Source organism: Pseudomonas sp. GW822-FHT02G04 (assembly GCF_058802085.1).
Window position 1 is genome coordinate 63,274 of record NZ_JBXANU010000016.1, and the last position, 21,274, is coordinate 84,547.

Below are 21,274 nucleotides of genomic sequence, written 5' to 3' on the forward strand. Positions count from 1 at the left end.
CAGCTCCCCGCTCTTAGTTCACCCAGACGCGAGCGTTACGGAACATACGCATCCAAGGTGCGTCTTCGTTCCAGTCTTCCGAACGCCACGAGTTCTGCACTGCACGGAACACACGCTCCGGGTGCGGCATCATGATGGTCACGCGACCGTCGCGGCTGGTCAAACCGGTGATACCGCGCGGCGAGCCGTTCGGGTTGGCCGGGTATTTCTCGGTGACCTTGCCGTGGTTGTCGACGAAACGCATCGCCACGCAACCCGACAGATCGGCTTGCAGCAAGGCTTCTTCGCTGGCGAATTCGGCATGGCCTTCGCCGTGGGCGATAGCGATCGGCATGCGCGAACCGGCCATGCCCTGCAGGAAGATCGAGTTCGACTCCTGGATCTGCACCATTGCCACGCGGGCTTCGAACTGCTCGGAACGGTTACGCACGAAGTGCGGCCAGACATCGCTGCCCGGGATCAGCTCGTGCAGGTTGGACATCATCTGGCAACCGTTGCACACGCCGAGGGTGAAGCTGTCGGTACGTTCGAAGAAGCCCTGGAAGGCATCGCGAGCGCGGCTGTTGAACAGCGCGGACTTGGCCCAGCCCTCACCGGCACCCAGTACGTCGCCGTAGGAGAAACCGCCGCAAGCGACCATGCCCTTGAAGTCGTTCAGGTCGACGCGGCCGGCCAGAATGTCGCTCATGTGCACGTCGATCGCGTTGAAACCGGCACGGTCGAACGCTGCCGCCATTTCCACCTGACCGTTGACGCCCTGCTCACGCAGCACGGCAACCTGTGGGCGAATGCCTTTCTTGATGTAAGGCGCGGCGACGTCCTGGTTGACGTCGTAGCTGAGCTTGACGCTCAGGCCCGGGTTGTCTTCTTCCAGCAGCACGTCGAACTCTTGTTCGGCGCAATCGGCGTTATCACGCAGACGCTGGATCTGGTAGCTGGTTTCAGCCCACTGACGTTGCAGCAGACGACGCTGACCTTCGAATACGGTATCGCCATTGAACGTGATGCTGATCTCGCCGTTGTTCATCGGCTGACCGATCACCGACACGCAATCGCCCAGGCCAGCGGCGCTGAACTGCGCGAGGATGTCCGCGGTGGAATCCTGGCGAACCTGGATCACAGCGCCCAGTTCTTCGTTGAACAGGATCGCGGCGATATCGGCGGAAGTTTCTGCCAGACCGTCGAGGTTCAGGCTCAGACCGCAATGGCCGGCAAACGCCATTTCCACCACGCTGGTCAGCAGACCACCGTCGGAACGGTCGTGGTAAGCCAGCAGGTGACCGTCGGCGTTGAGGCCCTGGATCACCGCGAAGAAGGCTTTCAGGTCTTCGGCGTCATCGACGTCCGGTGCCTGTTTGCCGAGCTTGCCGTGAACCTGAGCGAGGATCGAGGCGCCCATGCGGTTCTGACCGCGACCGAGGTCGATCAGGATCAGGTCGGTGGTGCCCTTGTCCATGCGCAGTTGCGGGGTCAGGGTCTGACGGATGTCAGCCACTGGTGCGAAACCGGTCACGATCAGCGACATCGGCGAAGTTACTGCCTTATCGACGCCTTCGTCGTTCCAGCGGGTGGCCATGGACATCGAGTCCTTGCCCACCGGAATGGTGATGCCCAGCTCAGGGCACAGCTCCATGCCGACCGCTTTCACGGTGTCGTACAGACGTGCGTCTTCACCCGGGTGACCGGCAGCGGACATCCAGTTCGCCGACAGCTTGATGTCGGAGATCTTGGCGATGCGCGAGGCGGCGATGTTGGTCAGGGTTTCGCCGATGGCCATGCGGCCCGACGCCGGAGCGTCCAGCAGTGCCAGCGGAGTGCGCTCGCCCATGGCCATGGCTTCACCGGTATAAACGTCGAAGCTGGTGGCGGTAACGGCAACGTCGGCCACCGGAACCTGCCACGGGCCGACCATCTGATCACGGGCCACGAGGCCGGTGATGGTGCGGTCGCCGATGGTGATCAGGAAGCTTTTGCTGGCCACGGCCGGGTGATGCAGGACGCGCTCGACGCAGTTGGCGATGTCGAGGGTCGACGGATCGAAATCGTCGCCCAGCTCGTTTTCACGAACCACCGAACGGTGCATGCGCGGGGCTTTGCCCAGCAGCACTTCGAGCGGCATGTCCACCGGACTGTTGCCGAAGTGGCTGTCGGTCACGGTCAGTTGCGGCTCGGCAGTGGCTTCGCCGACTACCGCGAATGGGCAACGCTCACGCTCGCAGATCGCCTGGAAGCGTTCGAAGTCCGCCGGGCCGACCGCCAGAACGTAGCGTTCCTGGGATTCGTTACTCCAGATTTCGTGCGGGGCCATGCCCGGCTCGTCGTTTGGAATGTTGCGCAGTTCGAAACGGCCACCGCGGTCGCCATCGTTGACCAGTTCCGGGAAGGCGTTGGACAGACCGCCCGCGCCGACGTCGTGGATGAAGCTGATCGGGTTTTTGTCGCCCAGCTGCCAGCAACGGTCGATGACTTCCTGGCAACGACGCTCCATCTCAGGGTTTTCACGTTGTACGGAAGCGAAGTCCAGGTCCGCCGAGCTGGTGCCGGTGGCCATGGAGGAAGCCGCGCCGCCGCCCAGACCGATCAGCATTGCCGGGCCGCCAAGCACGATCAGCTTGGAACCAACGACGATTTCGCCTTTCTTGACGTGTTCTTCACGGATGTTGCCCATGCCGCCAGCCAGCATGATCGGCTTGTGGTAACCGCGAACTTCGTCACCATGAGGGGTGGTGATCGACTGTTCGAAGGTACGGAAGTAACCGGTCAGTGCCGGACGGCCGAATTCATTGTTGAATGCAGCGCCGCCCAACGGGCCTTCGATCATGATGTCCAGCGCGGTAACGATGCGCTCGGGTTTACCGTACGGCACTTCCCACGGCTGTTCGAAGCCCGGGATCTGCAGGTTCGACACGGTGAAACCGGTCAGGCCAGCCTTTGGCTTGGCGCCGCGACCGGTGGCGCCTTCGTCGCGAATCTCGCCGCCGCTACCGGTGGATGCGCCCGGGAACGGGGCAATCGCAGTCGGGTGGTTGTGAGTTTCGACTTTCATCAGGATGTGCACCGGTTCCTGCACCGCGCCGTACTGGCGGGTTTCAGGGTCCGGGAAGAAACGGCCGGCCACGGAGCCGACGATGACCGACGCGTTGTCCTTATAAGCCGACAGAACACCTTCGCTGTGCATCTGGTAGGTGTTCTTGATCATGCCGAACAGGCTTTTTTCCTGGCTCTGACCGTCGATGTCCCAACTGGCGTTGAAGATCTTGTGACGGCAGTGCTCGGAGTTCGCCTGGGCGAACATCATCAGTTCGATGTCGTGCGGGTTGCGCTTCAAACCAAGGAAGGCGTTGACCAGGTAGTCGATTTCGTCTTCGGCCAGGGCCAGGCCCAGCTCGGTGTTGGCTTTTTCCAGCGCGGCGCGGCCGCCACCCAGCACATCGATCGCGGTCAGCGGTTTTGGCTCGGCGTGGCTGAACAGGCCGGAGGCTTGTTCGAGGTTGCCCAGCACGATCTGGGTCATGCGGTCGTGCAGCGCGTCTGCGATCAGCTGCGCGTCAGCGTCGCTGAACTGGCCGGCGACGTAGAACGCGATGCCGCGCTCCAGGCGCTGGATCTTGGTCAGGCCGCAGTTGCGAGCGATATCGCTGGCTTTACTGGACCACGGCGAAATGGTGCCGAAACGCGGCAACACCAGGAACAGACGACCAGTGGGCTCTTGTACCGGAACGCTAGGGCCGTACTTCAGAAGGCGCGCGAGCACCTGCTGTTCGTCGCCGGTCAGGACGCCGGTAACTTCGGCGAAGTGAGCGAATTCAGCATACAAGCCGCTGACAGCTGGAACCTTCTGGCTCAGTTGCTCAAGGAGTTTGCTGTGGCGAAAGGCAGAAAGGGCAGGAGCGCCGCGCAGGATCAACATCTTCGGGACAGCCTCGGGAAGGGGTGTGCTTTGAGGCCGTGCATTCTAGCCTAAACCGCCCGCGACATCACCCGAAACGGTGCGCGCGGTTGCACCCGAACGTCGGGCCGGGCATTCGGGCCGTAAACAGGTGCGCGCCGGGGGTTATTTTTTCTGTCACAAAATGCTGTTCGGGCCCATTACTGCGGGCTCCAAGCGGGTTTTTGACGCCCTAGCAGACAAGCCCTTCGCTGTCGAGATATGGCGCTCGTGGTCCTTTGCGTATACTGCGCAGATGTTTTCCCCAACGGCTTTGCGTCCGCGGTACGCCAAATGGCTGATCGCAACCGGACTCTTCCTGGTGCTCAGTGGCTGTGTTGATAAACCCAACACGCTGGAGCGCGTAAAGGAGGATGGCGTGCTGCGGGTGGTTACCCGTAACAGCCCCGCCACCTACTTTCAGGATCGCAACGGTGAAACCGGCTTCGAATACGAGCTGGTGAAGCGCTTCGCCGACGATCTGGGGGTCGAGCTCAAGATCGAAACCGCCGACAACCTCGACGACCTGTTCAATCAGGTGGGCAAGCCCAATGGCCCGGTGCTGGCTGCTGCCGGCCTGGTCAGCAGCGAGGACCGCAAAAAGCAGGTGCGGTTTTCCCATTCCTATCTCGAAGTCACCCCGCAGATCATTTATCGCAACGGCCAGTCGCGGCCGACCGACGCAGGCGATCTGGTCGGCAAGAAAATCATGGTGCTCAAGGGCAGCACCCACGCCGAGCAATTGGCAGAGTTGAAAAAGAAATACCCGGGCATTGAATACGAAGAATCCGACGCGGTTGAAGTCGTCGACCTGCTGCGTATGGTCGACGAAGGCCAGATCGACCTGACCCTGGTCGATTCCAACGAAGTAGCGATGAACCAGGTCTACTTCCCCAACGTGCGAGTCGCCTTCGACCTCGGTGATGCCAGCAACCAGAGCTGGGCCGTAGCCCCCGGTGAAGACAACAGCCTGCTCAACGAGATCAATGCCTACCTCGACAAGGTGAAGCAGAACGGCACCCTGCAACGCCTCAAAGACCGCTACTACGGGCATGTCGACGTACTCGGCTACATGGGCGCCTACACCTTCGCCCAGCATTTGCAGCAGCGGTTGCCCAAGTACGAGAAGCACTTCAAGACGTACGCCAAGGAAGAAAAGGTCGACTGGCGCCTGCTGGCGGCGATCGGTTATCAGGAGTCGTTGTGGCAAGCGGCGGTCACGTCCAAGACCGGTGTGCGCGGATTGATGATGCTGACCCAGAACACGGCGCAAGCCATGGGCGTGTCCAATCGCCTCGACCCCAAGCAGAGCATCATGGGCGGCGCGAAGTACCTGGCCTACATGAAGGATCAACTGGACGAGTCGATCCAGGAGCCGGATCGTACGTGGTTCGCGCTGGCAGCCTACAACGTTGGCAGCGGTCACCTGGATGACGCGCGCAAACTGGCGGCCAAGGAAGGGTTGAACCCGGACAAGTGGCTGGACGTGAAGAAAATCCTGCCGCGCCTGTCCGAGAAAAAGTGGTTCAGCAAAACCCGTTACGGCTACGCCCGTGGCGGCGAGCCGGTGCATTTCGTGGCGAACATCCGTCGCTACTACGACATCCTGACGTGGGTCACGCAGCCGCAGCTTGAAGGCACCCAGGTCGCCGAGGGCAACCTGCACGTGCCGGGGGTCGACAAGACCAAGCCGAGCCAGGAAACCCCGCCGCTTTAAATCTGTGTTGCTTTTGAGGACGCCTTCGCGGGCGAGCCTCGCTCCTACAGGTCAGCGTCGAACACACAATTATCGTTCAACCCGGACCTGTAGGAGCGAGGCTTGCCCGCGAAGGCAGCGCCGCCGATCTAGCCTTTCAACGCAGCCGCCAGAATCAACGCCTTCATCTCCGACACCGCCGACTTGAACCCGACGAACAACGCATGAGCCACCAGCGCATGGCCGATGTTCAGTTCGTTGATGCCCTTGATCGCCGCAACAGCCTCGACGTTGTGATAGTGCAAACCGTGGCCGGCGTTGACGATCAGGCCTTGGGCCAGACCGAATGCCACGCCATCAGCCACGCGCTTGAGCTCTTCAGCGACTTCGGTGGGCGTCTCGGCGTCGGCATAACGCCCGGTGTGCAATTCAATGGCCGGCGCACCGACGCGGCGGGACGCTTCGATCTGCCGCTCGTCAGCGTCGATGAACAGCGACACTTCACAGCCGATCTTCGCCAGGCGATCCACCGCCGCCTTGATCCGCGCTTCCTGCCCCGCTACGTCCAGGCCACCTTCAGTGGTCAGTTCCTGACGGGTTTCCGGCACCAGGCAAACGTGCGCCGGGCGGATACGCTCGGCGAACGCCATCATTTCTTCGGTGACGCCCATTTCGAAGTTCATGCGGGTTTGCAGCACATCCTTGAGCAGCAATACGTCGCGCTCCTGAATGTGCCGGCGGTCTTCACGCAGGTGCACAGTGATGCCGTCAGCGCCCGCCTCTTCCGCGTCCAGCGCTGCCTTGACCGGATCCGGGTAACGAGTACCCCGGGCCTGACGCAGGGTGGCAACGTGGTCGATGTTCACGCCAAGAAGAATGCGATTGCTGGTGGTCACGGAAGCGCTCCTGAAAGAGGGAAAGTTCGGTGCACAGCATACCCTATGGCTTTCGAAACAACTCACGACTAACCAATGGACGCCCACCCAAGTGAACGGCCAACGCCTGACGCATCAAGCGCTTGGCGGCGGACAACGCACCGGGTGCGGTCCAGTCGGCATCGGCCATGGCCAACAGTTCGGTACCGTTGAACAGGCCGGGTTGCAACAGGTAAACCCGCTCCAGACCCGCATCCACCTGCAAGCGGTAGAGACCGTCCGGCGCGATGGGATCGCCATGGATGTCGGTATTCAGCGCGAAGCCATATCCGAGATCGTCGAGCAAACGCCACTCGAAGGAACGCAGCAACGGTTCCAGCGGTCGGCCTTCGGCCAGGGCAAGCAAGGTGGCGGCGTAGTGATCGAAGACCGCGGGATGAGGGTCTTCGGCGGGCAGCAGGCGAATCAGCAACTCATTGAGGTAGAGACCACTGAACAGCGCCTCACCGTTGAGCCAGGTGGAAACACCGGCACTTTCCATGCGGCCGACATTTTTCAGCTCGCCCCGGCCACGGAACTCGACTTCCAGCGGTACGAACGGCCGTGCCAACGTTCCGGCTTTGCCCCGCGCACTGCGCAATACCGCCCGCAGCCGACCTTGCGGCGTGAGGAAATCCACCAGCGCACTGCTTTCGCGGTAGGCGCGGGAGTGCAGGACGTAGGCGGGTTGGCCGATTGGCGGGCTGAATGACATCAGTTTCCGAATCTCTGGAGATCCACTGTGGCGAGGGAGCTTGTCGGAACGCCGCACCGTCCCGCTGGGCTGCGAAGCGGCCCCAAAACCATGCACCTCAGTGTTTCAGGTAAAACCGCGATGCCAGGATTTACGACTGCTTCGCCCGGGCGCGGATCGGCCGAACGGGAGCAAGCTCCCTCGCCACAAAAGCTCGCTCCTACAATTGAATCGATGTGCTGCTGGACGATTTACAGGTCGCCGTAACCCAGCGAACGCAAGGCGCGTTCGTCGTCGGACCAGCCGCCTTTCACCTTGACCCACAGGTTTAGCATGATCTTGGAGTCGAACAGCAGCTCCATGTCCTTGCGCGCCTCGGTGCCAATGCGCTTGATGCGCTCGCCCTTGTCGCCAATGATGATTTTCTTCTGACCGTCACGTTCGACGAGGATCAAGGCATGAATGTGCAGAGTTTTGCCTTGCTGCTTGAACTCTTCGATTTCCACGGTGATCTGGTACGGCAGCTCGGCCCCCAACTGGCGCATGATTTTTTCGCGTACCAGTTCAGCGGCAAGGAAGCGGCTGCTGCGGTCGGTGATCTGATCTTCCGGGAAGAAGTGATCGTTTTCCGGCAGGTGCTCGGCGATCACTCGCTCCAGCGTGTCGAGGTTGTGCCCGTGCTGGGCCGAGATCGGCATGATCTGCGCGTTCGGCAGCTGTTCCTGCAACCAGGTCAGGTGCGGCATCAGCTCGGATTTGTCTTCGATGCGGTCGGTCTTGTTCAGCGCCACGATCAGCGGACCGGTCACGTACTGAACGCGCTCGAGGACCATCTGGTCTTCGTCGGTCCACTTGGTACGGTCAACCACGAAGATCACCACGTCGACGTCTTTCAACGCCGCCGAAGCGGTCTTGTTCATGTAGCGGTTCAGGGCCTTTTCGCCACCCTTGTGCATGCCCGGGGTGTCGACGTAGATCGCCTGAACGTCGCCTTCGGTCTTGATGCCGAGCATGTTGTGGCGGGTGGTCTGCGGCTTGCGCGAGGTGATCGCCAGTTTCTGCCCCAGAATGTGGTTCAGTAGCGTGGACTTGCCCACGTTGGGACGGCCGACGATGGCAACATAGCCACAGCGAGTTGCGGTTGAATCAGTCATTGCCATTCTCCACACCCAGGGCAATCAGTGCTGCGGCGGCCGCTACCTGTTCGGCAATACGACGACTCACACCCTGACCTCGGCTTTTTTCATTCAGTAAGATGATTTCACATTCGACGAAGAACGTCCGGCAATGCGGCTCACCCTGGATATCCACCACTTCGTAACGCGGCAGCTCACAACCACGGGACTGCAGGAATTCCTGCAGGCGGGTTTTCGGATCTTTGTTGGTGTCGACCAGCGTCAGGCCTTCGAACTCTCCGGCCAGCCAGGCCAGCACGCGTTCGCGCGCCACCTCCATGCCCGCGTCCAGGTAGATCGCACCGATCAACGCTTCGAGGGCATCGGCCAGAATCGACTCGCGACGGAAGCCGCCGCTTTTCAATTCGCCGGAGCCCAGGCGCAGGTACTCACCCAGGTCGAAACCACGGGCCAGTACGGCCAGGGTCTCACCTTTCACCAGGCGTGCGCGCAAACGCGACAACTGGCCTTCGCGGGCCAGCGGGAAGCGATCGAACAGCGCCTCGCCGGCGACGAAGTTGAGGATGGCATCGCCGAGGAATTCCAGGCGTTCGTTGTTGCGCCCGGCAAAACTGCGGTGAGTCAGGGCCAGGACCATCAGTTCCTGATCCTTGAAGGTGTAACCGAGCTGACGCTCGAGACGGCTTAAGGAGACGCTCACGGTTTACCCACGCTGAGTTCGTGGTTGGATTCCACCGCCAGGGCCTTGATGCGGCGCAGGCTTGGGACAATTAACGCTGTGTTCAAAAATAACGTCCTGAATATCGTTGTTTTCATGCTTCTGTCGCCGATTGTGCCGACTCCAGAAATGCATTCGGCGCTGTGTTCAACAGCGCCGTGTGTGATTACTTGATCAGGCCAACCCGCGAGAAATTCGGCAGGTGACTGAGTTTGGGTTCCGGCCAGCTCATCCAGACTGCGAAGGCCTTGCCGACGATATTCTTGTCGGGAACCATGCCCAGCAGATCCTTGGGAATACTCGGGTCATCCCAGTAGCGACTGTCGTTCGAGTTGTCGCGGTTGTCGCCCATCATGAAGTAGTGCCCGGCAGGCACGGTCCACGTATGGTCCGGCGTTGCACGGTAGCGGCTCATTTCCTTGCGGATCAGGTGCTCGGCGACGCCGAGTTTTTCCTTGTAGAGCTCGGCGCTGCCCAACGTGCCCGGCTCGGAGCCGACCAGTTGTTCGGCAATCGACTCACCGTTGACGAACAGGCGCTTGTCGGCGGTGTAGCGAATCTGATCGCCCGGCAGGCCCACCACACGCTTGATGTAGTTGACGTTCGGGTCGCTCGGGTAGCGGAACACCATCACATCGCCGCGCTGCGGATCACCGACTTCGATGACTTTCTTGTCGATCACCGGCAGGCGGATCCCGTAAGAAAACTTGTTCACCAGAATGAAGTCGCCGACGTCCAGGGTCGGTTTCATCGAGCCGGAAGGAATCTGGAACGGTTCCACCAGGAACGAACGCAGCACCAGCACGATGAACAACACCGGGAAGAACGACTTGCCGTATTCGACCAGCAGCGGCTCTTTGTTCAGTTTCTCGACCACTACCATGTCAGCCTGGCTGACGCTCCCCTGATAGGAGTTGATGGCAGACCGGCGCCGTGGCGCCAGGAACAGCAAATCGAGCAACGCCAACAGGCCGCAGACGAACACGGCGATGACCAGCAACAGCGGGAAATTTAGTGACATAGGACCTAACTATCCAACCTGAGCACGGCAAGGAAGGCTTCTTGTGGAATTTCCACGTTACCGACCTGCTTCATGCGTTTTTTACCGGCCTTTTGCTTTTCCAGCAGCTTTTTCTTACGGCTGACGTCACCACCGTAGCATTTGGCCAATACGTTCTTTCTGAGTGCCTTGACGGTTGTACGCGCCACAATCTGACCGCCAATGGCGGCCTGGATTGCCACGTCGAACATCTGCCGCGGAATCAGGTCTTTCATCTTCTCGGTCAACTGGCGACCTTTGTAGTGCGAGTTGTCACGGTGCACGATCAGCGCCAGGGCGTCGACCTTGTCGCCGTTGATCAGCACGTCCAGTTTCACCAGGCTAGCCGACTGGTAACGATCGAAATGGTAGTCCAGAGAAGCATAGCCGCGACTGGTGGATTTCAGACGATCAAAGAAGTCCAGCACCACTTCGTTCATCGGCAGGTCGTAGGTCACTTGTACCTGGGAGCCGAGGAACAGCATATCGACCTGTACACCACGTTTTTCGATACACAGGGTAATGACGTTACCCAGGTGTTCTTGCGGCACAAGAATATTGGCGCGCACGATTGGCTCGCGCATATCTTCGATGGCAGACAGGTCCGGCAGCTTGGACGGGTTATCGACGTAGATCGTCTCACCGGTCTTGAGCAGCAGCTCGAAGATTACCGTCGGCGCCGTGGTGATCAGGTCCAGGTTGTATTCGCGCTCCAGGCGCTCCTGGATGATTTCCATGTGCAGCATGCCGAGGAAGCCGCAACGGAAGCCGAAGCCCAAGGCGTCGGAGCTTTCCGGGGTGTACTGCAAGGACGAGTCGTTCAGCGTGAGCTTTTGCAGGGCTTCACGGAAATCTTCGAAGTCGTCGGAGCTGACCGGGAACAAGCCCGCGTACACCTGCGGCTGAATGCGTTTGAAGCCTGGCAGCACATCGACGTCCGGCGTCGAGCTCAAGGTCAGGGTATCGCCCACTGGCGCACCGTGAATGTCTTTGATGCTGGCGATGATGAAGCCCACTTCACCGGCCTTCAGGTCGACGGTAGGGGTGTGCTTGGGGTTGAATACACCGACGCTGTCCACCAGGTGGATCTTGCCGGTGGACTTGACCAGGATCTTGTCACCCTTTTTCACCCGACCGTGGCGCACACGAACCAGGGAAACAACGCCCAGGTAGTTGTCGAACCAGGAGTCGATGATCAACGCTTGCAGCGGATCTTCGATGTTGCCGGTCGGCGCGGGAATGGTGTGAACCAGGCGCTCGAGCACTTCATCGACGCCCAGGCCGGTCTTGGCACTGCACTCGACCGCGTCGGTGGCATCGATGCCGATGATTTTTTCGATTTCTTCCTTGACGCGCTCCGGATCGGCCTGTGGCAGGTCGATCTTGTTCAGGACCGGCATGACTTCCAGGCCCTGCTCGATCGCCGTGTAGCAGTTGGCAACCGATTGCGCCTCGACGCCCTGACCGGCATCGACCACCAGCAACGCACCTTCACAGGCCGCCAGCGACCGGCTGACTTCATAGGTGAAGTCGACGTGGCCCGGGGTATCAATGAAGTTCAGCTGGTAGTTAATGCCATCGCGGGCTTTGTAATACAGGGTGACGCTGTGGGCCTTGATGGTGATCCCGCGTTCACGTTCCAGGTCCATGGAGTCCAGCACCTGGGCTTCCATTTCGCGCTCGGCAAGGCCGCCGCACATCTGGATGAAGCGATCGGCCAGCGTCGACTTGCCATGGTCAATGTGGGCGATGATGGAGAAATTGCGGATATGACTCAAATCACTCACGGATCAACACTCAAAAAGGCTGCAGGCATAGCCCGCCGAAAAATAGCCGGGAATTGTACCTGATCCACGGCACAAGCGTCACGTTTGCAGGTCAGACGGCGCCTACAAAAACGCCCCGGTCTTGCGACAGGGGCGTTTTGAGTGACAAGCAAGACCGGAAAAACCCGCGATCAACCGGCCCGGCGCAGCAACCAGACCCCGGCCAGGGCGCAGACACCGGCCGGCACCAGCACCGCAAACAGCGGCGAGAAACCGAACACCAGGCTCGAAGGCCCGAGCAAATCCTGGACGATACGGAAGGTGAAGCCCACCAGTACGCCAGTGAAGACCCGCTGACCGAGGGTCACCGAACGCAACGGACCGAAGATGAAGGAAATCGCCATCAACACCAATGCGGCGGTCACCAGCGGCTGCAACACCTTGACCCAAAACGCCAGCCAGTAACGTCCGTTACTCAGGCCCTGGTCAGCCAGGTAGTGGATGTAATTCCACAGACCGCTGATCGACAACGACTCGGGCGCCATCACCACGGTACTCAGCAGCTGCGGGCTCAGGGCAATTTCCCAGCGCTCCACCGGAGCAGTCACCACCTCGGTACTTTTGTCATGGAACAGCGTGGTCGTGACATCGGTCAGTTGCCAATGATCGGTATCGAATTCCGCACGTTTGGCGAAGCTCGAAGACAGCATGTGGCGCTGATCGTCAAAACGATAACGGGTCACGCCGTACAGCAGACCGTTGGGTTGCACGGAGTTGACGTGAATGAACTCATCACCCTGACGGTGCCACAAACCGTGCTTGGCGCTTTGCGCGTCGCCACTGCCCTGGGCCAGCGAGCGGTTGGCTTGAGCGGTGATTTCCGTGGCCGGCGCGACGTACTCGCCGATCACCAACCCTACCACCATCAGGATCAGCATCGGCTTCATCACGGCCCAGACGATCCGACCGATGGACACACCGGCGGCACGCATGATGGTCAGCTCGCTGTGACTGGCCAGACTGCCGAGGCCAATCAGGCAACCGATCAGCGCCGCCATCGGCAACATGTCGTACAGGCGGCGCGGCGCGGTCAGCAACACGTAACTCAGGACATCCATCAGCGTGTAGGTATCGCTGACTTCGCTCATCTCATCGATGAAGGCGAACAGCGTTGCCAAGCCCAGAATGATCCCCAGCACTGCCAGGATCGCGATGAACACGCTACTACCAATGTAGCGATCGAGCTTATCCACGGGCCACCTCCAGCGCGCTGCGGCGACTCGCCATCTTCAAGCTCAGCGACTCCCAGTACAGCAAGCCCAGACCGATGGCCAGGAAGATTGCATGCACCCACCACAAACCCAATGCCGGCGGGATCTTGCCCTTCTCAAGGGCGCCGCGAGCGGCAATCAGGATGGTCAGGTAAGCCATATAAAGAAGAATCGCCGGCAGCAGCTTGAGGAAACGGCCCTGGCGCGGGTTGACCCGCGACAGCGGCACCGCCATCAGGGTCACGATGAAGACCAGCAACGGCAGGGACAGGCGCCATTGCAGTTCGGTACGCGAGCGGATGTCGTCGCTGGCCAGCAAGGAACTGGTGGTCATCGCATCACGGTCAGTCACTTCGTCGCTGACGTCCGGTTTTGGCAGTAATACGCCGTACTCGTCGTACTTGATGGCGCGGTAGTCGGCCAGCCCCGGATTACCGTCGTAGCGGTAGCCGTTGTCGAGGATCAGGTAACGGTTGCCATCAGGCCTGATTTCCTGACGGCCCTTCTCGGCCACCAACACAGAAATCCCCCGATCCTTGTTATCGGAACTGACATTCTTTTGCGAAATGAACACGCCGCCCAGATTGATGCGGTCATCCGACAGTTGCTCGGTGTAGGTCACCCGAGTGCCGTCGCGCAAGGCCTGGAAACGACCCGGCTCGAGGGTGTCGAACTCGGTCAGTGCGTCCTGTTTGTTCAGCAGCAGCTGGAACTGGTTGGCACCTTGTGGCGCCAGGCTCAGGCTCAGCCACGCCACGACCAGGGCAACCAGAGTGGCCGGAAAAAGAGTCATGGCAAACAGACGCTGCTGACTCATGCCAGTGGCAGACAACACGGTCATTTCGCTTTCGAGGTACAGACGACCGTAGGCCAGCAGGATCCCGAGAAACAGCCCCAAAGGCAGGATCAGCTGCAGGAAACCCGGCAGACGAAAGCCCATGATCAGGAACAGCGAGCCCGGGTCCAGGAGCCCGGAGGCCGCCTGGGCGAGGTATTTGATGAAGCGTCCGCTCATGATGATGACCAGCAGCACGGCGCTGACGGCGCTCAAGGTCAACAGGACTTCGCGGGATAGATAACGGAAGACAATCAAACCAGACACTCCAGGGTTGTCAGGCTAAGCGGCCAAACAAGCAAACATATCAGCCGGCCCGCAGGGCAGAGCCGCCGAAAAAGATGCGCATTATCCTGTGATTGAGTGCGCCTGTCACTGCACATGCTCAAGCAGGCGCCTGAACCGCTGAAGTTCGCATAACCGAGGGTTGTCAGGCGCAGGCAGCGAGGTTCAAACTGCGGCCTTTGTCGCTGGCAATACACCAGCGTCTTTCTACTTATAAGCAAGCCTCTGCGCGTCGCGCAGTTTGACCATTAATTCAGGGACCCGGACATGGAACTGGTTGTAAAAAGCGTTAGCCCGGAAACGTTGAAGACCGCCACACTGGTGGTCTCCGTCCGCGAAGGCCGCAAACTCGGCTCCGTAGCCAAACAACTCGACGAACTGAGCGGCGGCGCCATCAGCGCGGTGCTGAAGCGCGGCGACCTGGCCGGCAAAGTCGGCCAAAGCCTGTTGCTGCACAGTCTGCCCAACCTCAAGGCCGAACGCGTGCTGCTGGTAGGCGTGGGCAAGGATGAAGAACTGGGCGATCGCCCGTTCCGCAAAATCATCGCTGGCATCCTCAACACCCTTAAAGGCCTGGGCGGCAGCGATGCAGTGCTGGCCCTGGACGAAGTGGTGGTCAAGGGCCGTGACAGCTATGGCAAGACCCGCCTGCTGGCCGAAACCCTGGTGGACGGCGAGTACACCTTCGACCAGTTCAAGAGCCAGAAAGCCGACCCTCGCTCCCTGAAAAAAGTCACTCTGGTGACCATCAAGGCGGCACAGGCTGAAGTCGAACGCGCCGTGGCCCACGCCACCGCGATCGCCAACGGCATGGCCTTCACCCGCGACCTGGGCAACCTGCCGCCGAACATCTGCCACCCGACGTTCCTTGGCGAACAAGCCAAGAACCTGGGCAAAGAGTTCAAAAGTCTGAAAGTCGAAGTCCTCGATGAGAAGAAGATCAAGGACCTGGGCATGGGTTCGTTCTACGCCGTCGGCCAGGGCAGCGCCCAGCCACCGCGCCTGATCGTCATGCAATACAACGGCGGCAAGAAATCCGAGAAGCCGTACGCGCTGGTCGGCAAAGGCATCACCTTCGACACCGGCGGCATCAGCCTCAAGCCGGGCGCCGGCATGGATGAGATGAAGTACGACATGGGCGGCGCCGCCAGCGTATTCGGTACGCTGCGTGCCGTGCTTGAGCTGAAACTGCCGATCAACCTGGTGTGCATCCTGGCCTGCGCCGAGAACATGCCGAGCGGTAACGCTTCGCGTCCGGGCGACATCGTCACCACCATGAGCGGCCAGACCGTGGAAATCCTCAACACCGACGCCGAAGGCCGTCTGGTGCTGTGCGATGCCCTGACCTACTCCGAACGCTTCAAGCCGCAAGCGGTGATCGACATCGCCACCCTGACCGGTGCTTGTGTCGTCGCACTGGGCGCCCACACCTCGGGCCTGCTGGGCAACAACGACGAGCTGATCGGCCAACTGCTGAGCGCCGGCCAATCCGCCGACGACCGCGCCTGGCAACTGCCGCTGTTCGATGAATATCAAGAGCAGCTGGACAGCCCGTTCGCCGACATCGCCAACATCGGCGGCCCGAAAGCCGGCACCATCACCGCCGCCTGCTTCCTGTCGCGCTTCACCAAGAACCTGAACTGGGCGCACCTGGACATCGCCGGCACGGCCTGGACCAGCGGCGGCAAAGACAAGGGCGCCACTGGTCGTCCGGTCCCCCTGCTGACCCAATACCTGCTGGACCGCGCCAAAACCTGAAACCGATGACTTGCAGCTGCGTCACTTTCGGGTGACGCCGCTTGCAACTCAGGAACCGCAATGACCAAAGTCGATTTCTATATCCTGCCCAGCGCCGATCCTTCGGCGCGGCTGGATTTCGCCTGCAAGCTCACCGAAAAAGCCTGGCGCATGGGCCACCGCATTTACCTGCATTGCAGCGATGCCGCCCAGCGTGATGCGCTCGATGCGCGGTTGTGGGCGTTCAAGGGCGAAAGCTTCGTGCCCCACGGCCCTGCCGAAAGCGAGCCGGACGGTTTGATTGTGCTGGGTCTTGGCGATGACTGCGGTCAGCATCAGGATCTGCTTGTCAATCTCGACCTGAAAGTCCCGGCCTTTGCCAAACAGTTCGCCCGCGTGGCGGAAGTGGTGGTGGAAGACCCGACGATTCGTACAGCTGCGCGGGAGAGTTTTCGTTTCTACCGCGAACAGGGCTATCCTCTGCAAGATCACCGTTTACAGCGACTCTGAGCATTCCGATGGACACTCCAAAACCGCCGCAAAAGTCCGTGCACCTGCTGGAAGACCTTGAGTCGATCCGCCAACTGCTCGGCGATGACAACCTGCAACCGCCATTGCTGACCGACGCCGTCATTGAAGGCGACCAGGAACAGATTCCCATGCTGTTCGACACCGTCGGCCATGCGCCGCAGGTCGAACCGCCACCACCCGCCCCGGCCGCCCAGCCGGCTCCTGCCGCCAACAAGGGCCCCGATGCCCTGTTGCACCTGGATAGCGAGCTGCGCGCCGCCGCGCAATTGATCATGCAAGACGTGATCGACGACTTCGCCCCGCACATCGAAACCGAAATCAAACGCCGCCTTGATGCGCGGATGGAACGGTTGCTCAGCCAGTACGAGTAACCCTGAGCCGAGCGGGCTTCTGTGGCGAGGGGGTTTACCCCCGTTGGGTCGCGAAGCGGCCCCAATATCTGCCATCGTGGTGCATCTGGCGCACCCACACATCGGTTTTACGACTGCTTCGCAGCCGAACGGGGGTAAACCCCCTCGCCACAGTCCGCCCCTGCTCGCCCTACGCCCCGTGCCCCGCTATACTTCCCGGCTTTTCCTGAATAAATGCCAATAGGGTCCCGCCGCGCATGGATAAGACCTACCAGCCGCACGCCATTGAAACTTCCTGGTACAACACCTGGGAGTCTGAGAATTACTTCGCCCCGCAAGGCGCGGGCGAGTCCTACACCATCATGATCCCGCCGCCGAACGTCACCGGCAGCCTGCACATGGGTCACGGCTTCAACAACGCGATCATGGACGCCCTGATCCGTTTCCGCCGCATGCAGGGTCGTGACACCCTGTGGCAGCCGGGCACCGACCACGCCGGTATCGCCACGCAAATGCTGGTGGAGCGTCAACTCGAAGCCCAGGGCCAGAATCGCCACGATCTGGGCCGCGAGAAATTCCTCGAGAAAGTCTGGGAATGGAAGGATGAGTCCGGCGGCAACATCAGCCGTCAGATCCGCCGCCTCGGCTCATCCGTGGACTGGAGCCGCGAGCGCTTCACCATGGACGACGGCCTCTCGGAAGCGGTGAAAGAAGCCTTCGTGCGCCTGCACGAAGACGGCCTGATCTACCGCGGCAAGCGTCTGGTCAACTGGGACACCAAGCTGCACACGGCGATTTCCGACCTTGAAGTGGAAAACCACGACGAGAAAGGTTTCCTGTGGAACCTGAAGTACCCGCTGGCCGATGGCGCCAAAACCGCTGAAGGCAACGACTACCTGATCGTCGCGACCACGCGTCCGGAAACCATGCTCGGCGACGCCGCCGTGGCAGTTAACCCGAACGATGAACGCTACAAAGCCCTGATCGGCAAATTTGTCGAGCTGCCGCTGGTCGGCCGCCGCATCCCGATCATCGCCGACGATTACTGCGACCCTGAATTCGGCACCGGTTGCGTGAAAATCACTCCGGCCCACGACTTCAACGACTACGAAGTCGGCAAGCGCCACAACCTGCCGCTGCTGAACATCTTCGACAAGAATGCCGACGTGCTGCCAGCAGCCCAAGTGTTCAACCTCGATGGCAGCGTTAACGAGCAAATCGACGGCACACTGCCCGCCGATTTCGTCGGCCTCAACCGCGAGCAGGCCCGCAAGGAAATCGTGGCAGCGTTCGAAGCCGCCGGCCTGCTGATCAGCGTCGACGACCACGCCCTGAAAGTGCCGAAAGGCGACCGCTCCGGCACCATCATCGAGCCATGGCTGACCGATCAGTGGTACGTGTCCACCAAGCCATTGGCCGAGCCGGCCATTGCTGCGGTTGAAGACGGCCGCATTCAGTTCGTGCCCAAGCAGTACGAAAACATGTACTTCTCGTGGATGCGCGACATCCAGGATTGGTGCATCAGCCGTCAGCTGTGGTGGGGTCACCGGATTCCGGCCTGGTACGACGAGTCGGGCAAGGTCTACGTCGGTCGCGACGAAGCCGAAGTGCGTGCCAAGCACAACTTGGGCGCCGACGTTGCGCTGCAACAGGACAACGACGTTCTGGATACCTGGTTCAGTTCGGGCCTGTGGACCTTCTCCACCCTGGGCTGGCCGGAGCAGACCGAATTCCTGAAGAAATTCCACTCCACCGATGTGCTGGTGACCGGTTTCGACATCATTTTCTTCTGGGTTGCCCGGATGATCATGCTCACCATGCACTTGGTGAAAAATGAAGACGGCACGCCGCAGGTTCCGTTCAAGACCGTTTATGTGCACGGTCTGGTACGTGATGGCCAGGGCCAGAAGATGTCCAAGTCCAAGGGCAACGTCCTGGACCCGCTGGACATCATTGACGGTATCGAACTGGAAGATCTGGTGCAGAAACGCACCTCCGGCATGATGCAGCCGAAACTGGCGAAGAAGATCGAGAAGCAGACCCGCGACGAGTTCGCCGACGGCATCGCCAGCTACGGCACCGACGCCCTGCGCTTCACGTTCTGCTCGCTGGCGTCCACCGGTCGCGACATCAAGTTCGACATGGGCCGCGTCGAAGGCTACCGCAACTTCTGCAACAAGATCTGGAACGCCGCGCGCTACGTGCTGGACAAGGGCGAAGACTGCGGCCAGAACGGCGAAGCCTACGAGCTCTCGCTGGCGGATCGCTGGATCATCTCGCAGTTGCAACGCACTGAAGCCGAAGTGACCCGTCAGCTCGATCAGTTCCGTTTCGACCTGGCGGCACAAGCCTTGTACGAGTTCATCTGGAACCAGTATTGCGACTGGTACCTGGAACTGTCCAAGCCTGTGCTGTGGGACGAAAACGCACCGGTCGAACGTCAGCGCGGCACCCGTCGCACTCTGGTTCGAGTGCTGGAAGTCGCTTTGCGCCTGGCTCACCCGTTCATGCCATTCATCACCGAAGAAATCTGGCAGCGCGTTGCGCCGCTGGCCGGTATCGAAGGCAAGACGATCATGCTGCAACCTTGGCCAGTGGCCGTTGAGGCACGCATCGACCAGGCTGCCGAAGACGATATCGAATGGCTCAAGGGCCTGATGCTCGGCACCCGCAACATCCGCGGTGAAATGAACATCGGTCCAGGCAAGCCGCTGAACCTGTTCCTGAAAAACGTCAGCGCCGAAGACCAGCGCCGTCTCACCGAGAACGAAGCCCTGCTGAAGAAGCTGGCTCGCCTGGAATCGATCACTGTTCTGAAGGCTGGCGAAGAAGCACCGCTGTCCGCCACCGCACTGGTTGGCGAGATGGAAGTGCTGGTGCCGATGGCCGGCCTGATCGACAAGGACGCCGAACTGGCGCGTCTGGACAAGGAAATCCTGCGTCTGCAGGGTGAAGTTCAGCGGGTGGGCGGCAAGCTGTCCAACGCCGGTTTCGTCGACAAGGCTCCGGCCGAAGTCATCGACAAGGAACGCGCCAAACTGGCCGAAGCTGAACAGGCTTTGGGCAAATTGGCCGAGCAGCATGCACGGATTGCCAGTTTGTAACGGCACGTCGCAATGAAACAGGGAGGCCCGTGTGGTCTCCCTTTTTTGTGCCCGCCACTTTCTCCCAAACACCAAAAATCCCTACGGGATATACGTAATCTTCGCAATTGGGTGCTCAACGAGCGGATGTGGGACAATACCCGCCACTTTTAGCCATACCCGAATCGACAACGCCCATGAACGCCCCCCGCATACCCAAACCTGCGCGCAAGAAGCCTGACTCCGCGACCCCGGCCAAAGCCGTCGAGCCGCGCGAGAAGGCCAGCCTGCACCCGCGCAACCGCCACCAGGGCCGTTACGACTTCCCGTCGCTGATCAAGACCACGCCGGAGCTGGCGAAGTTCGTGATCATCAATCCGTACGGCAAGGAGAGCATCGACTTCGCCAGCCCGGACGCGGTGCGGGTGTTCAACCGGGCGCTGCTCAAGGCGTTCTACGGCATCGCCCATTGGGACATCCCGGCCGACTACCTGTGCCCGCCGGTTCCGGGCCGTGCCGACTATGTGCACTTTTTGGCCGACCTGCTGGCCAGCGTCAACGACGGTGAGATTCCTCGCGGCGCGCCGGTCAAGGTGCTCGATATCGGCATGGGCGCCAACTGCGTCTATCCGCTGATCGGCTACAGCGACTACCGCTGGCACTTCCTGGGCTCGGAAATCGACCCGACGGCCGTAGCCTCCGCCAAAGCCATCGTGCAGTCCAACGGGCTGAACAAAGCCATCCAGCTGCGCCAGCAAACTAATCCCAAGCACATTCTGCTGGGCCTGCTTGAGCCCGGCGAACGCTTTGACCTGACGATGTGCAACCCGCCGTTCCACGCCTCGATGGACGAGGCGACCAAGGGCAGTGTGCGTAAATGGCGCGCGCTGGGCCGCGCCGACCCAAAACGCAAACTGCCGGTGCTGAACTTTGGCGGGCAATCGGCCGAACTGTGGTGTGAAGGTGGGGAGGCACGGTTTGTGACGCAACTGATCGCCGAGAGCGCGCACTTTCAACACAAAGTGCTTTGGTTCAGCACCCTGGTCTCGAAAGCCTCAAACTTGCCGGCGATCCAGACGGCGCTGAAAAAGGCCGGCGTATTGGAAAGCCAGGTCGTGGAAATGTCCCAAGGGCAGAAGCAAAGCCGTTTCGTCGCCTGGACCTTCCAGACCAAATCCGAGCAGCAGGTCTGGCGCGAGCGCTGGGCCCGCAAAAGCTGAGTAGCAACCGAGACAGCGATCGAGCCTGATCAATCGCTGAATCGCAGGCACAAAAAAACCGTGCCCGGATT

Annotated in this window: 15 protein-coding genes; 6 read left to right on the plus strand and 9 right to left on the minus strand. The window is 60.6% G+C overall.

Going from position 1 to position 21,274, the window contains the following annotated elements; translation table 11 throughout:
* Positions 1-13: 13 nt before the first annotated feature.
* On the minus strand, positions 14-3,910 hold the full coding sequence (gene purL / locus AC1RO5_RS19705) for a phosphoribosylformylglycinamidine synthase (RefSeq protein WP_493177083.1): 3,897 nt from the start codon (positions 3,908-3,910) through the stop codon (positions 14-16).
* Positions 3,911-4,184: 274 nt separating this feature from the next.
* On the opposite strand from purL, the gene mltF reads away from it, so the two are divergent.
* A complete protein-coding gene (gene mltF, locus AC1RO5_RS19710; protein WP_493177084.1) occupies positions 4,185-5,645 on the plus strand; it encodes a membrane-bound lytic murein transglycosylase MltF in 1,461 nt (486 codons plus the stop codon).
* A gap of 128 nt (positions 5,646-5,773) precedes the next feature.
* Here the strand turns inward: mltF and pdxJ are convergent, their stop codons facing one another.
* From pdxJ to lptF, 8 genes are all read right to left on the minus strand, one after another.
* Entirely contained in the window at positions 5,774-6,520 is a 747-nt protein-coding gene (pdxJ, locus tag AC1RO5_RS19715) for a pyridoxine 5'-phosphate synthase (protein WP_007936221.1), read from the minus strand.
* A 43-nt stretch (positions 6,521-6,563) separates the two neighbouring features.
* Complete coding sequence (gene recO, locus AC1RO5_RS19720) at positions 6,564-7,253, minus strand: DNA repair protein RecO (RefSeq protein ID WP_493177086.1); 690 nt, start codon at positions 7,251-7,253, stop codon at positions 6,564-6,566.
* Positions 7,254-7,483: 230 nt separating this feature from the next.
* Positions 7,484-8,386 carry a GTPase Era gene (gene era / locus AC1RO5_RS19725; protein WP_007936226.1) on the minus strand — a complete coding sequence of 301 codons (903 nt, stop codon included), beginning with the start codon at positions 8,384-8,386 and terminating at the stop codon, positions 7,484-7,486.
* The gene (gene rnc, locus AC1RO5_RS19730; RefSeq protein WP_018927089.1) at positions 8,379-9,068 is read right to left on the minus strand and encodes a ribonuclease III; all 690 of its coding nucleotides are present in this window, start codon (positions 9,066-9,068) and stop codon (positions 8,379-8,381) included. Before rnc ends, era begins: the two co-directional genes overlap by 8 nt.
* A gap of 184 nt (positions 9,069-9,252) precedes the next feature.
* Positions 9,253-10,107: a signal peptidase I gene (gene lepB, locus AC1RO5_RS19735; RefSeq protein WP_258671092.1), complete on the minus strand. Its 855-nt coding sequence runs from the start codon at positions 10,105-10,107 to the stop codon at positions 9,253-9,255.
* Positions 10,108-10,112: 5 nt separating this feature from the next.
* Complete coding sequence (gene lepA, locus AC1RO5_RS19740) at positions 10,113-11,912, minus strand: translation elongation factor 4 (protein ID WP_018927092.1); 1,800 nt, start codon at positions 11,910-11,912, stop codon at positions 10,113-10,115.
* A 170-nt stretch (positions 11,913-12,082) separates the two neighbouring features.
* Complete coding sequence (gene lptG, locus AC1RO5_RS19745; RefSeq protein ID WP_018927093.1) at positions 12,083-13,144, minus strand: LPS export ABC transporter permease LptG; 1,062 nt, start codon at positions 13,142-13,144, stop codon at positions 12,083-12,085.
* Positions 13,137-14,255, minus strand: a complete 1,119-nt coding sequence (gene lptF / locus AC1RO5_RS19750; RefSeq protein ID WP_493177089.1) for an LPS export ABC transporter permease LptF — start codon at positions 14,253-14,255, stop codon at positions 13,137-13,139. Before lptF ends, lptG begins: the two co-directional genes overlap by 8 nt.
* Before the next feature lie 294 nt (positions 14,256-14,549).
* Between lptF and AC1RO5_RS19755 the strand changes: the two genes are divergently transcribed.
* From AC1RO5_RS19755 to rlmF, 5 genes are all read left to right on the plus strand, one after another.
* Positions 14,550-16,040, plus strand: a complete 1,491-nt coding sequence (locus AC1RO5_RS19755) for a leucyl aminopeptidase (RefSeq protein WP_493177090.1) — start codon at positions 14,550-14,552, stop codon at positions 16,038-16,040.
* A 60-nt stretch (positions 16,041-16,100) separates the two neighbouring features.
* A complete protein-coding gene (locus tag AC1RO5_RS19760) occupies positions 16,101-16,529 on the plus strand; it encodes a DNA polymerase III subunit chi (RefSeq protein ID WP_493177092.1) in 429 nt (142 codons plus the stop codon).
* 8 nt (positions 16,530-16,537) lie between these two features.
* Complete coding sequence (locus AC1RO5_RS19765; RefSeq protein ID WP_018927097.1) at positions 16,538-16,921, plus strand: hypothetical protein; 384 nt, start codon at positions 16,538-16,540, stop codon at positions 16,919-16,921.
* A gap of 236 nt (positions 16,922-17,157) precedes the next feature.
* A complete protein-coding gene (locus AC1RO5_RS19770) occupies positions 17,158-20,004 on the plus strand; it encodes a valine--tRNA ligase (protein WP_493177093.1) in 2,847 nt (948 codons plus the stop codon).
* Positions 20,005-20,180: 176 nt separating this feature from the next.
* Entirely contained in the window at positions 20,181-21,203 is a 1,023-nt protein-coding gene (rlmF, locus tag AC1RO5_RS19775) for a 23S rRNA (adenine(1618)-N(6))-methyltransferase RlmF (RefSeq protein ID WP_493177094.1), read from the plus strand.
* Positions 21,204-21,274 lie beyond the last annotated feature (71 nt).